The sequence below is a fragment of the Chloroflexota bacterium genome, from assembly GCA_011322445.1.
Classification (GTDB): domain Bacteria; phylum Chloroflexota; class Anaerolineae; order Anaerolineales; family DRMV01; genus DRMV01.
The window spans coordinates 26,800-40,309 of record DRMV01000006.1; the positions used below are offsets into that span (position 1 = coordinate 26,800).

11 protein-coding genes are annotated in these 13,510 nt (G+C 65.4%); 8 read left to right on the top strand and 3 right to left on the bottom strand.

Annotation, left to right across the window (positions count from 1 at the left end; translation table 11 throughout):
• Nucleotides 1-177: 177 nt before the first annotated feature.
• The 8 genes from ENJ54_00500 to ENJ54_00535 all read left to right on the top strand — a co-directional run bounded on the left by ENJ54_00500 (nucleotide 178) and on the right by ENJ54_00535 (nucleotide 10,281).
• On the top strand, nucleotides 178-1,464 hold the full coding sequence (locus ENJ54_00500; protein ID HFC08328.1) for a phosphopyruvate hydratase: 1,287 nt from the start codon (nucleotides 178-180) through the stop codon (nucleotides 1,462-1,464).
• A gap of 84 nt (nucleotides 1,465-1,548) precedes the next feature.
• Nucleotides 1,549-2,031, top strand: coding sequence for a hypothetical protein (locus ENJ54_00505; protein ID HFC08329.1), 483 nt, complete (start codon nucleotides 1,549-1,551; stop codon nucleotides 2,029-2,031).
• Between the two features lie 107 nt (nucleotides 2,032-2,138).
• Complete coding sequence (locus ENJ54_00510; protein HFC08330.1) at nucleotides 2,139-3,875, top strand: ABC transporter ATP-binding protein; 1,737 nt, start codon at nucleotides 2,139-2,141, stop codon at nucleotides 3,873-3,875.
• A complete protein-coding gene (locus tag ENJ54_00515) occupies nucleotides 3,772-5,253 on the top strand; it encodes an NOL1/NOP2/sun family putative RNA methylase (GenBank protein HFC08331.1) in 1,482 nt (493 codons plus the stop codon). The genes ENJ54_00510 and ENJ54_00515 overlap by 104 nt, the downstream gene beginning before the upstream one ends.
• A 2-nt stretch (nucleotides 5,254-5,255) precedes the next feature.
• Nucleotides 5,256-7,037, top strand: a complete 1,782-nt coding sequence (locus tag ENJ54_00520; GenBank protein HFC08332.1) for an ABC transporter ATP-binding protein — start codon at nucleotides 5,256-5,258, stop codon at nucleotides 7,035-7,037.
• Between the two features lie 251 nt (nucleotides 7,038-7,288).
• The gene (locus tag ENJ54_00525; GenBank protein ID HFC08333.1) at nucleotides 7,289-7,498 is read left to right on the top strand and encodes a hypothetical protein; all 210 of its coding nucleotides are present in this window, start codon (nucleotides 7,289-7,291) and stop codon (nucleotides 7,496-7,498) included.
• Between the two features lie 147 nt (nucleotides 7,499-7,645).
• Nucleotides 7,646-9,364: a hypothetical protein gene (locus ENJ54_00530; protein ID HFC08334.1), complete on the top strand. Its 1,719-nt coding sequence runs from the start codon at nucleotides 7,646-7,648 to the stop codon at nucleotides 9,362-9,364.
• Nucleotides 9,365-9,366: 2 nt separating this feature from the next.
• Nucleotides 9,367-10,281, top strand: a complete 915-nt coding sequence (locus tag ENJ54_00535; protein HFC08335.1) for an ABC transporter substrate-binding protein — start codon at nucleotides 9,367-9,369, stop codon at nucleotides 10,279-10,281.
• A 92-nt stretch (nucleotides 10,282-10,373) separates the two neighbouring features.
• On the opposite strand, the gene ENJ54_00540 is transcribed toward ENJ54_00535, so the two are convergent.
• The 3 genes from ENJ54_00540 to ENJ54_00550 form a co-directional block, all read right to left on the bottom strand.
• A complete protein-coding gene (locus ENJ54_00540) occupies nucleotides 10,374-11,603 on the bottom strand; it encodes a DNA double-strand break repair nuclease NurA (GenBank protein HFC08336.1) in 1,230 nt (409 codons plus the stop codon).
• A 53-nt stretch (nucleotides 11,604-11,656) separates the two neighbouring features.
• A complete protein-coding gene (locus ENJ54_00545; protein ID HFC08337.1) occupies nucleotides 11,657-12,706 on the bottom strand; it encodes a DUF1669 domain-containing protein in 1,050 nt (349 codons plus the stop codon).
• Nucleotides 12,707-12,746: 40 nt separating this feature from the next.
• Nucleotides 12,747-13,510 (bottom strand): lamin tail domain-containing protein (locus ENJ54_00550; protein ID HFC08338.1); only part of this gene is annotated, 764 nt, incomplete at its 5' end.

The window sequence follows — 13,510 nt, forward strand, 5'->3', positions numbered from 1 at the left end:
TTGGCGGCCTTTTAAGCAGTATAATAACCATAGGAACGTTCGGCTCCTTGGATAATCTTTTAGGCAGTTGTCTTTGCACGGAGGTCAATCTCTCCCACCCCGTGCCCTGAGTGAAGGGCGAGATGGCGAGATTCATCCGTTGAGTCACTGCGTAACTCTCCAAAAACGAGGTGCAACATGGATACGACGATTACCGTGATTCACGGCCGTGAGATTTTGGATTCCCGCGGCAACCCCACCGTCGAGGTGGAGGTCGTTTTAGCCGATGGCAGTTGGGGGCGGGCTGCGGTGCCGTCCGGCGCTTCCACCGGCGTGCACGAAGCCCTGGAACTGCGCGACGGCGACAAGAACCGCTACAACGGCAAGGGCGTCCTCAAAGCCGTTGAAAACGTCAACACCGTGCTGGCCGAGGAATTCGTCGGCTGGGACGCTACCGAGCAGAAAGCCATCGACCAGCGGATGCTGGAACTGGACGGCACGCCCAACAAGTCCAAACTGGGTGCGAATGCCATTCTGGGCGTGAGCCTGGCCGTCGCCAAGGCCGCGGCGGCTTCCCTGCAACTGCCGCTTTACCGCTACCTGGGCGGCGTGTATGCCCACGTCCTGCCCACCCCGATGATGAACATCCTCAACGGCGGCGCACACACCGGCTGGCAGTCGGTCGACATGCAGGAATTCCTCATCATGCCCCTGGGTGCGCCTTCCTTTGCCGAAGGGCTGCGCTGGGGTAGCGAAATTTACCACGCCCTGAAGGGTGTGCTCAAGGCGAAGGGCTACGCCACCCTCGTGGGCGACGAAGGCGGCTTCGCACCGGCCCTCAAGGCCAACGAAGAGGCCATTGAGGTCATCATGGAAGCCATCCAGAAAGCCGGCTACAAGGTCGGCGAAGAGGTGGCCATCGCCATCGACCCCGCGACCTCTGAGTTCTACGAGGATGGCAAGTACAACCTGCGCCGCGAGGGCAAGACCTTCACCAACGAAGAACTCATCAAGTTCTGGGAAAAGTGGATCGACCAGTACCCCATCGTTTCGCTGGAAGACGGCCTCGCCGAAGACGACTGGGAAGGCTGGACCATGCTGCAGGAAGCCCTGGGCGACAAGGTGCAATTGATTGGCGACGACCTGCTGGTCACCAACCCTGAGCGCATCCGCCGCGGCATCCGCGAAAAGACCTGCAACGCCCTCCTGGTCAAACTCAACCAGATCGGCTCGCTGACCGAAACGCTGGAAGCCGTGCAACTGGTGCAGCGTGCCGGCTGGAACGCCGTGGTTTCCCACCGCTCCGGCGAGACCGAAGACACTACCATTGCCGACCTGGTGGTGGCCTTCAACATCGGCCAGATCAAAACCGGCGCGCCCGCCCGCTCCGACCGGGTGGCAAAATACAACCGCCTGCTGCGCATTGAAGAAGAACTGGCCGAAACCGCCGTTTACGCCGGATGGACGCCTTTCCGCAAACCGTAACGGCAAAAAGCAATCACCAACCACGGAGACCTGTCAGGCTTTAAGGGCCTGACAGGTTTTTCTGACACACCAAGCGAGGGCACCATGCCTCACGACAACGACGACCTGGTGTTTACCTTCTCGGGCGACCTGGACCCCAACGACCCGTTGCACCAGTATCAAATCATGTTCAACGAACTGCTCGACAAGGCCGCCCCGCCCGAAGAAGTGGAAATCGAGCGGCTGGAAGCGGCGGTCGCGCCCGATGGCCGCCGCGTGCGGGCACACATCCGCCTCACCATGTACCGCTTCAGACCGCATCTCGTGGTTTCCCTGCTCGACCCCGAAGGCGAAACCGTGGCGGAACTGGACATCATCGAGCCAATGTCGCCCGCGATGGATTTCACCCTGCACGTTCGCGAGCCGCGCCCGGGCGATTACACCCTCCGCGTGGTGGTGCTCTACCCGACCCCGGAACACATGCCCAAGACCCCCGAAGAGCAGCGCATCACCCGCGGCGAACTCAAGCCCTTGCCGCCCATGCGCACCGTGGCCGAGCGGGAAATCACGCTGCAGTTGCTTCCGTAAGCGGCGCGTAGTGGGGCGGAATACCATCCCGCCCCAAAAACTCACCGAGCGGGAAATCACCGCACACCGGAGCACCGGAAAACCGGAACACCGGACACCCCTTTCTTATGTCCTCACTCTGGCGTTTACGACACTACCTGCGCCCGTACTGGCGGCAGGTGCTGATAGCCTTCCTCGCGCTGGTCGGCATTACCGCGGCGCGGCTGGTCATCCCCAACATTTTGCGGGATGTGGTTGACTGCGGCCTGACCAGCGGCGACCGCGCTTACCTCGGCAAGGCCGCCCTGCTCATCCTCGGCATCGGCCTGGGGCAGGCCGCCCTGACCTTTGTGCGCCGTTACACCAGCGAATGGCTGGCGCAGCACATCGCCTACGACCTGCGGAACCGCCTTTACGACCACATCCAGCACCTCGACTTTGCCTACCACGACCAGGCGCAAACCGGCCAGTTGATCAGCCGCACCACCGAAGACGTCCGCTCGCTGCAGCGCTTCGCGGGCTACGGTTTGGTGGAACTGCTGCAACTCGGCCTGCTGGCCGCGGGGGCGGTGGCGCTGATGGTCAGCGCCCAGCCCATGCTGGCCGGGCTGGCGCTGCTGCCCATGATTCCGCTGGTGTGGGTCACGACCCGCTTTGGCCGCAAGGTGAGCAGGCTCTTTTACCGCGTCGACCAGCACCTGGGCGAACTTTCCACCCGCGTGCAGGAAAACGTCATCGGTGCGGCGGTGGTGCGCGCCTTTGCCCGCGAAGATTACGAAAACGCCCGCTTCGACCGCAGCAACCGCGACCTCTACGACGCCCGCGTGACCGTAGTGAGCGAATGGTCGCGCGTCATGCCCACCACCCAACTGCTGGTCACGCTGAGCGTCATCATCATCCTTTGGTTCGGCGGCAACGCGGTGCTGCGCGGGCAAATGACCCTCGGCGAAGTGGTCGCCTTCAACGGCTACATCATGCTGCTGGGCATGCCCGCCCGCCAACTGGCCTGGCTGGTCAACTCGGGCGGGGAAGCCGCCGCCGGGGCGCGCCGCATCTTCGAGGTGCTCGATACGCCCCCGAAAATCCAGTCGCCGCCTTCCGCCGTGCGTATCAACCCCATGCGCGGCGCGGTGGCCTTCCGCAACGTCTGGTTCCGCTACGCCACCCAAACCGACGACGCCCTGCGGGGCATTGACCTGGACGTACCCGCTGAAGCCGTTGTGGGCATTTTGGGACCCACGGGCGCGGGGAAATCCACCCTCGTCAACCTCATCCCGCGGTTTTATGACCCCATCGAAGGCGCGGTGCTGGTCGACGGCCACGACGTCCGCTCGTGGGACCTGGCGACCCTGCGCCGCCAGATCGGCATCGTGCAGCAAACGCCGCTGCTGTTTTCCACCACCCTGCGGGAAAACATCGCCTACGGCCGCCCCGACGCCAGCGAAGAGGAAATTATTGCCGTGGCGCGTGCGGCGCAGGCCCATGACTTCATCATGCGCCTGCCCGAAGGTTACGACACGGTGGTGGGCGAGCGCGGCATCACGCTTTCCGGCGGGCAGCGCCAGCGCATCGCGCTCGCGCGTGCGCTGCTGATGAAGCCGCGCATCCTCATCCTCGACGACGCGACTTCCAGCGTGGATACGGAAACCGAGCGCCTGATTCAGGAAGCCCTGCGGGCGTGGCTGGGTGGACGCACCACCTTCATCATCGCCCAGCGCATCACCAGCATTGCCCACGCTGACATCATCCTCGTGCTGCAAGATGGCCGCATCGTGCAGCAGGGCACCCACGCCGAACTTCTGGCGCAACCGGGGCTTTATCGCGAAACCTACCACCTGCAAGCCGGTGACGACTCAAGGGCATAGCGTGGCTTCCCTCCCTCCGCTTTTCCTCGACCGCATGGCACACCTCCTGGGCGACGAATATCCCGCCTTCCAGGAAGCCCTGCGCGCCCGCCCGCACATCGGCCTGCGGGTCAACACGCTGAAACTGGGCGTGGAAGAGGCGCCCAAGCGCCTGCCCTTTGCGCTGACGCCGGTGCCGTGGTGCCGCGCCGGTTTCCGGGTGACCGATGGCAGCCGCCCCGGCAAGCACCCCTACCACGCCGCCGGGCTGTATTACCTGCAGGAACCCAGCGCGATGGCTCCGGCCGAAATTCTGGCGCCGCAGCCGGGCGAGCGGGTGCTCGATTTGGCCGCTGCGCCGGGCGGCAAGACCACCCACCTTGCCGCGCTGATGCAAAACGAGGGGCTGCTGATTGCCAGCGATGTGCAGCCCAAGCGCGTCCATGAGATGACCAACAACCTGGACCGCTGGGGGGCGACCCACCTCGCCGTGCTGGTCGAGCAGCCTCGCCGCCTGGCCGAGCGGCTGGGGGCGTTTTTCGACCGCGTGCTGGTCGATGCCCCCTGCTCCGGCGAGGGGATGTTCCGCAAAGACCCCTCGGCGCGCCGCACCTGGACGCCCAACCACGTCGCCCGCTGCGCCCGCATTCAGGAAGGCATCCTGCGGCACGCGGCGCGGCTGGTGCGCCCCGGCGGCTTCCTGCTTTACAGCACCTGCACCTTTGCCCCCGAAGAGGACGAGGGCACGATAGGCCGCTTTTTGGCCGCACACCCCGACTACGAAGTCGTGACCATCCCTGCGGCGCATGGGCTGGCGCGTGCCCGCCCCGAATGGGCTGCTGCCCCGCCGGAAGTGGCCGGTGCGGTGCGCCTTTGGCCGCACAAGGTGGCCGGGGAAGGCCATTTCGTGGTCCTGCTCCGACGGCGGGAAGACGCCCCGCCCGGCCCCTCGCTGCCTTTGCTGCGCCCCCGCCCGCCGCGCGGCGAATTGCTGGCGCACTACCGCACCTTTGTGGCCGAAACCCTGTGCTGCGAGCCGGTGCCGCGTGACCGGCTGGCCGTCTTCGGCAACCGCCTGTACGCCCTCCCCGAAGGGCTGCCCGACCTCAAAGGGCTGAAGGTGGAACGCTTCGGCTGGTGGCTGGGTTCGTTCAAGACCGGCCGCTTCGAGCCTTCTCACGCCCTGGCGCTGGCGCTCACGGCCGACGACTTCCTTCAGACCGTGGATTTCGCCGCCGACGCCCCCGAAGCCCTCGCCTACCTGCGGCGGCAGCCCATCGCGGCTTCCGGCCCCGACGGCTGGGTGGCCGTCACGGTAGAGGGCTTCCCCCTGGGCTGGGCGCGGCGGGTGCAGGGCGTGCTCAAGAGCAAAGCCCCCCGCTGGCTTGGGAGAATTTGAACATGTCGTTGCAGGCACGCGAAGAAAAACTCGGCAAGGGCTACGACCCGCAGGTGGCGCGGCGGTTGTGGGGCTTCCTGAAGCCTTACAAACACCGCTTCCTCACCGCGCTGATTTTGATGTTGGGCGCGTCGGCGGCGAGCGTTGCCGGGCCCTATTTCGTCAAAATGGCCATCGACCAGGGCATTGCGGGGCATTCCCGCCCGGCCCTGGCGCGGGCTGTGCTGCTTTACCTCGGCGTGGCCGCCATTTTGTGGCTCTTCACCTTCCTGCGGGTCAACATCATGGCGCGCGTCGGGCAGGCCATCATCTACGACCTGCGCCAGCAAATGTTTGCCCACATCCAGAACCTTTCCCTTGGCTTCTTCAACCACTACGGCGTCGGGCGGATGATTTCGCGCCTCATCAACGACGTCGGCGTGCTGCGGCAATTCCTCACCTGGGCGGTGCTGGCCGTGGTGCGGGACTTGTTCACGCTGGCAGGCATCGTGGTGGTGATGCTGAGCATGGACTGGCGGCTCTCGCTGCTCACTTTTACCGTGCTGCCGCTGATGGCGCTGGCGACGGCGCGTTTCCGCAAACTGGCGCGGGAAAACTACCGCAAGGTGCGGGCGGCCATCAGTTGGGTGAACGCCGTGCTGGCCGAAAACATCCACGGCGTGCGGGTGGTGCAGGCTTTCGTGCGGGAAGAACGCAATTTGCAAACCTTCCGCGACGAGGTCAACCGGCACAACCTGGAAGTCAACCTGCAGGCGGCCAAAGTTACTTCGCTTTTCTTCCCCACGATTGACTTTTTGGGCAAAGTGGCCACGGCGGTGGTGGTCTATTTCGGCGGCGCGGCGGTGCTGGGGCAGCACATTACCGCCGGTGTATTGGTGGCTTTCGTGCTTTACATTGACCGCTTCTTCGAGCCGATTCGCTCCCTCAGCCAGCGGTACGACCAGTTCCAGTCCACCATGGCGGGCGGTGAGCGCATTTTCGCGCTGCTCGATACGTCCCCCGAAGTCCACGATGCCCCCGACGCCATCGACCTGCCGCCCATCCGCGGCGATGTAGATTTCGACCATGTCTGGTTTTATTACCCCGACGCCCCCGATGTGCCGGTGCTGGAAGACATTGACCTGCACGTCCCCGCCGGGCAAACGCTGGCGCTGGTAGGGGAAACCGGCGCGGGCAAGACCACCATCGTGAAACTGGTTTCCCGCTTTTACGACCCCACCCGCGGCCGCGTGCTGGTGGATGGCTACGACCTGCGGCACGTTACCCAGCGCAGTTTGCGCCGCCAGATGGGCGTGGTGCTGCAAGAGCCGTTTCTGTTTTCCGGCAGCGTGAGGGAAAACATCCGCTTTGGGCGGCTGGACGCCAGCGACGAGGAAGTGGAAGCCGCCGCCCAAGCCGTGGGCGCGCACGATTTCATCATGCGCCTGCCGGAAGGCTACGAAACGCCGGTGGCCGAGGGCGGCCTGATGCTTTCGGTGGGGCAGCGGCAGTTGATTTCCTTTGCCCGCGCGCTGCTCGCCGACCCCCGCATCCTCATTCTGGACGAAGCGACTTCCAGCGTCGATACCCAAACCGAGCGGCTGATTCAGCAGGCTCTGGCACGGCTACTGCAGGGACGCACCGCGTTTGTGATTGCCCACCGCCTTTCCACCATCGTCCACGCCGACCAGATCGCCGTGGTGGACCAGGGGCGGGTGGTGGAACTTGGCACCCACGCCGAATTGATGGCGAAAAACGGGCTGTATGCCCGCCTGTACCGCATGGGCTTTCGCGAGATGGAGTAAAATTGCCGCAAGGCGGGGTGCCATCCCGCCCTGCATCGCTACGGAAAAACGCATCTATCGTCTCAGCAAGGAAAACCACAGATTGCCCAGATTCCGCAGATGCAGAAAAACACAGAAGGCGCAGAAAAACTCCGTAATTACCTACCCAGAAGCGTTGCGGGTAGCCCTGTGCCCATCAATGCTCCCCCGGAGAACCCAGAGGACACGGAGAGTATTTCTTTATTGCAAGTTGCTTTTTGGAGTGCGGTGCCTTGGCACCGCTTTGGAAAGCGGCGACTCGTCGCCGCACTCCAAAGAAAAACTGCCGACAGAAGCACTTTGCCACCACGCAGGTAAATTACAAAACTCCAGAAAACACCGCGTTTTTCTTTGCATTCTTTACCCTCTCTGCGCCTATGGGTTACTTCCCTGGCGCCTGGCATTCTAAAAATACGCAAGCATCTGTGACGATCGACGGCTGATTTTTCCAGGGCTGAACAGTTACAGGAAATTCGGAAGGCGAAAGCATGGCCGAAAAACCCCCTCACACATTGCGCATCCCCGCATGGGGCTGGCTGCTCATCCTGCTGCTGGTGGGGCTGGCGGCGGGTGTAGGCATGCGCCGGGTGGTGGAAGCCCGCGCCCCGCGGGCGCTGCCCACCGCCACGGCCACGGCTTCCCCTACGCCGACGGCCACGCCCACGGCTTCCCCCTCGCCGACGCCGCCCCCCGCGCCTGCCGTCGCGCTTGCGGCGACGCCCACGCCGCCCGCGCTTTCCCTCACTTTCCCTCCCGGCCTGACCGTGCTGGCGCTGCAGGAAGGGGCTTACAGCCAGTTGTTTGCCTATGCCGATGGTCAGTTGCCCCTCACCCGCCTGACCGCCGACGCCGCCGACCACCTCGCCCCGGCGCTCTCGCCCGATGGCCGCACCCTGGCCTACGCCCTCCACCGGCAGGGGCGCTGGAGCCTCGCCCTGCTTTCCCTCGCCGACGGCACGACCACCACCCTCCCCAACGCCGACGGTGCGTACGTCGGCGCGCCTTCCTGGTCACCCGACGGCTTGTGGCTGGCCTATGAGCGTTACGCCGAAAACAACCTGGATATCTTCATCCGCGATCGCGATGGCAAGCAGCAGCCCATCCGCCTCACGGCGAACCCCGCCGCCGACGACGCCCCCGCCTGGGCGCCGCAGGGACGGCTGATTGCCTTCGTTTCCACCCGCGAGGGCGCGCCGCAAATCTTTCTGGCCGATCTGGACAAAGCCGGTGCGGCGCGCTTCCGCCGCCTTTCCCGCCCGGAAGATGGCCCCTGCCGCCATCCCGCCTGGTCGCCCGACGGCCGCTACCTGGCCTGGAGCCAGACCCGCGGCGGCGTGCCCCTGCTGATGGTGTGGGATGCCGCCCATCCCGACCGGCCGCCGCGCGTCCTCGGCGAAGGCTGGTGGCCGCAGTGGGGCGCCGACGGCACGCTGGGGGCGGTGGTGCGCCTTCCCCACGGCGATGCCCTCACGGCTTATGCGCTTTCCCGCCGTCAGGCGTTGCCCCTGCTGCCGCTCCCCGGCACGGTGCGGGGCTTCGCTATCGAGAAGGCAACGGTGCGGCTGGCGTTTTCCCCTGCCATCGCGCAGATGACCCCTACCCCTGCCTGGACGCCCGAAACCCACCCCATCGGCCCCGACCAGCGGCTGGGCACCGTCCCGCTGAAAGGCGTCAAGGCGCCGTACTCCAAACTGAGCGACGCCGCCGACGAGGCCTTTGCCGCCCTGCGTGCGCTGCTGGCGCAAAAGGCCGGCTGGGATGTGCTCGGCACGCTGGAAAACGCCTTCGTGCCCCTCACCGCCCCCCTGCCGCCCGGCCTGGGGCAGGATTGGCTCTACACCGGCCGCTCCATTGCCCTCCCGACCACGCCGCTTCAGGCCGGATGGATGGTCGTGGTGCGGGAAGGCCTGCCGCCTTACACCTACTGGCGGGTGTTCGTGCGCGCGGCCAAACAGGATGGCAGCCTCGGCCAGCCCCTCCACGCCCTGCCGTGGGATTTCAACGCCCGTTTCGACGGCGACATCACGGCCTTTGAGCAGGGGGGCGCGTACGCCGCCGCCGTGCCGCCCGGCTACTGGGTGGATGTGACCGCCCTCGCCCAGGCGCTGGGCTGGGAACGCCTGCCTGCCCTGCCCGACTGGCGGCACGACCTGCCCGGTGCGCGCTTCAACGAGTTTGCCCTGCAGCAAGGGTTGACCTGGCAGGAAGCCATGGAACAACTCTACCCGCGGGAAGCCATCCTCACCCCCACGCCGCACCCCACGCCCGACATTCCCATCCTTACCCCCACCCCCACGCCGGAAGGCTGACCATGCCCGCCCGCGCCGTGCCTGCCGCTGCCCCGCCCGAGCTGCCCGCCCCGCCGCGGCGGGTGGTTTCGTTAGTGCCTTCCGTCACCGAAAGCCTGTTCGACCTCGGCCTGGGGAAAGCCGTCGCGGGCGTGACCGATTACTGTATCCATCCGGCAGAAGCGGTGGCCGGGCTGCCGAAGGTCGGCGGCCCGAAAAACCCCCAACTGGAAGCTATCCTGGCGCTGCAGCCCGACCTGGTGATTGCCAACCGCGAAGAAAACACGCCCGCCGTGGTGCGCGCGCTGGAAGCCGCGGGCGTGCCGGTATGGGTGACGTTTCCCAACACCGTGGCCGAAACGGTGGCCTTTTTGCGAGACCTCGCGGCGCTCTTCCGCAGCCCTGCGGCGGAAAGGCGCGCCGAAGCGATAGCCCAGGCGGTGGAAGCCGCCCGCCGCTTGCCGCGCCGCCGCTGGCGCTATTTCGTGCCCATTTGGGAGGGCGAAACCCGCGGCCTGCGCTGGTGGATGACCTTCAACCGCCACACCTACCCCCACGACCTGCTGGCCCTGTTGGGCGGGGAAAACATCTTCGCCGACCGGCAGCGCCGCTACCCCCTGGAAGCCGACCTCGGCCTCGCGCCGGAACGCCCGGCCCCCGGCCGCGACCGCCGCTACCCGCGGGTGCGGCTGGAAGAAATCGTGGCGGGGCAGCCCGAGGTGGTGCTGCTGCCCGACGAGCCCTGTACGTATGATGCCCGCGGGCGCGAGGCAATGCTGGCCCTGCTGGCCGAAACCCCCGCAGGCCGTGAAGGGCGGGTTTTCCTGGTCGATGGCACGCTGCTGTTTTGGTTCGGCGCCCGCCTCGCGAAGGCCGTGGCAGTGTTGGTCGAAGTGATCGGCGGTGTTGGGCTGCAGGATGCCCGGCCCTGGCCGTAGGGCGGCGGCGCGCTTCCCTGTGAGGAAGGGGGCACGGTTTGAAAGTGTCTTGGCACGGTGCGGTTTGGAGGCCGCATAGGGCTTCGTGCGGGTTACCGCAGGTTTTTCATCTGTTGTTTGGCCGAAGGCACACACCAGGAACGCCCGCTGGCGACCAGTACCCGGCACAACCAGGCTTCGACCACATCGCGCTCTTCGCGGTGCACCACGGCCACCTCGTGAGCGCGGTGCAAAATGTAGGGGTAAGGAATTTGCGGTACCCGGCGGCTTTGCCATACCAGCACGGCGTGGAGGGTGGCTAAGGCTTCCGCGTCTTCGGCAACCCAGGCAGGAATTTCCACCCGGGCGATGTTGGCCCGCTGAGGGTCGAGCGAGGTGTTGAGGTAGAAGAAGTGCAATGCCAGGGGGCCAGCGTAGTCTTTTCGCGATTGCGAAGCGAGGCCAAATACTGCCGAGCGCTGGCCGGGTTTCAGCAGGTGCCCGAACAGCGCTGTGTCGGTCACGCCTTGCAGCCGGGCCTCCCCGCGGCTGATGGCCTGCGCCTCGTGCTTCGAGGGCGCTTTGTCGAGCAAGGCCAGTTCCAGCAGATGCACGACCAGATTCGCGTGGGGTTTGTCGACGAAGCCCGCGGCAATGGCCTTGTAACGCTGCAAAGTCTCCAGGCTTTTGCGGTAGGCTTCCAAAGCCGTGCGGAAACTGCTGCCTTCCTCGTCTTTGGCTCCCCACAATTCCAGCGGGCCATCGGTCAGGGCCAGCACGGGGGCTTCGGCAGGCAGGTCCGCGACAAACGCTTCCCAGGGCGCTTCATCGGCAGGCGGCTTGCCGGTGTGGAGGGCTTCCACGATGTCGGCCAGCACCGCGCGCTCGCGCAAGTCGCGCTGCAGGCTGACCTGCAGGTGCCCGGTGGCTAACGCTTCGGGCGTCCAAAGGGTGCTGGTGACGTGCGTGCGCGGGGGGATGCCCGCGACCATTGCCACCGCACCCACATTGACGAGCGCAAAATACACACTGGCATGGGGGTTAGGCTCGATTTGTGAACCGTCGGCGGCCAGCACGACGGCCTTGGCCACGCGGTTTGCGGCATCGGCGGGTGGGTCCACAGCCTGGGTGAGTGGTTCTTGCGCCGGCATGGCCGAGCGCCAGTAGGGAATCTCATCCATAGCCTTTGCCACGCGCTGGGCCAGTGGCTCCAGCCGCTCGCTCCAGGCGTGCAGGCTTTCCCATGCTTCCTTTTCCCGCGCTTCCTGCTTTTCGTAAAAGCCTTTGACCTGGGATTCCCAGCGGGCCACGGCGGCATAAACGCTTTGATAATCCAAAGGCATGAGCGGCTCCGTTCAGGGGTGGGGCGTGATCCAAAGTTCGGGTGAATTATACTTTACGGCTTGCTGATGGCGTACACGCGCTGAAATTCTTCCATGAAACGGGCGGCCAGCAGGGGGGCGTGGACGATGAGCAGGTTTTCGTCGTTCCGTGTCTCGGCGCTGCGGGTGAAGTTGTACGAGCCGAAAATGACGGTTTTGCCATCCACGATGATGACTTTGTGGTGCATGGCATAGGGGTTGCCATCGAGGCGCACGTCCAAGCCGGCGCGGCGGAGGGTTTCGTAGTCGTTGCCGCGGCTGGTATCTGCCTGGCGCGCATCGAAAACGCCCTGCACCTTCACCCCCTGGTGGGCTTTGGCAATCAGCAAGCGGGCCAGGTCGTCGTCGGTGAGGTTGAAGGCCATGAAAATGATGCTCTGTTGCGCCTGGGCGACCACGGGCAGGTAGTGATCGCGCGGGTGATCTTCGGGTGAGAAATACACTTCTACCAGCGTGCCATCGAGGTTCACCTGCGGATAGGGGGTGTTGGCAGGGGAGCCCGCACCGAAACGGTGGTCGGTGAACATTTCCTCAAACTCGGCGGTGTAATCGGCGGCGAGGCGGGAAGAGCGCAGCCGCACCAGGTCGTTGTTATTGCGGTAGACCCCGTTGAGGGTGTAGTTCATCGAGCCCGTCCACACTTCGTAGTGGTCAATGATGAGAAACTTGTCGTGCATGAGCGCCTGGCGGTGGTCGCCTACGATGGGAATGCCTGCGCGGCGCAACGCCTGGAATTCGGCGCGCCCCAGGTGGTCCGATTCAGCGACAATGCGCACCTGCACCCCGCGGTGGGCGGCGCGCAAGAGGGCATCGCGAATGCTCCACAAATCCAGGTCATAGAGGGCGGCATCCACGGTCAGGTGGGCGTTGTCGATGGCGGCGGCCACGGTGTCGTCCAGCCCGCCGCGCAGGCGGGCGGGGGTGACGGGGTGGGTAAAGAACACCTCGATGGGCGCGGCAGAAGCGGCCGGCGTGGGGGAAAGCGGCGCGGCGGCTGGTGTGGGCTGGCAGGCGGTGGCCACCAGTCCCAAGAAGAGCAACAGGGCAAGCAATAGGCGTTTCACGGGGAAGGCACATCCTTATGGGGTGGAATTCATCCCCATTCTACCGCACCCAAACCCAACGGAAGCGTCCAATTCCAAAGGGCAGCCGCCCTGCCCACAGGGGCAGTTCCCCGCTGCGGGGTTGTGGGCTTTCCCCTGCGAGATGCACCCCCTGCCCGGAAACGGGAATGCGCGCCCCTGCTGGTGCGCTGATGGGCCTGCCCGCGGCAACATCGTAGCGCACGTTCTTCGCCCCGCCCGGCGTTGGCCAGCAGGGGTAGGTGATGCCCCCCCAGCCCCAGTCGGGGCGGCACCATGAGAGGTTCCACGCCGCAGCGCGATAACTCACTGCATCGACCAACCGGCCGTCGGGCGTGAACAGGCGCACCGTATCGCGGCCGTCGTTCAGGCGAATGTGGGTTTGGCTGGCGAAAAACACCACCACATGCCCTGGCAGCAGGCCGGTTTCGGGAATTTCGTAAGGTTTGGAGCCGCCTTCGCCGTCGTCGAGTAGCCAGTTGTCCAGGTCCACCGCCCCAGGGCCGAGGTTGACCAGTTCGATGAATTCGTCGCCGTTGTCGGCGTGACCATCGCCGTTCCAGTCATAGTGCGGGCGGGGAAGGAATTCGCTAATGCGCACCTGCCCTTTCGGCGGCCGCGGCGTGGGCGGCGTTGTGGGTGTGGGCGTTGGGGAAGGTGTCGGCGTGGGGAAATTGACCGAGTTGGTCCATTTGGCAGTGCCGCGCAGGGGGTTGCCGTGGGCATCGTGGCCGTGGGTGAGGAAGCCGGTGTTGGTGCCCCAGGCGGCGTCGCTGTCGGGCGCCA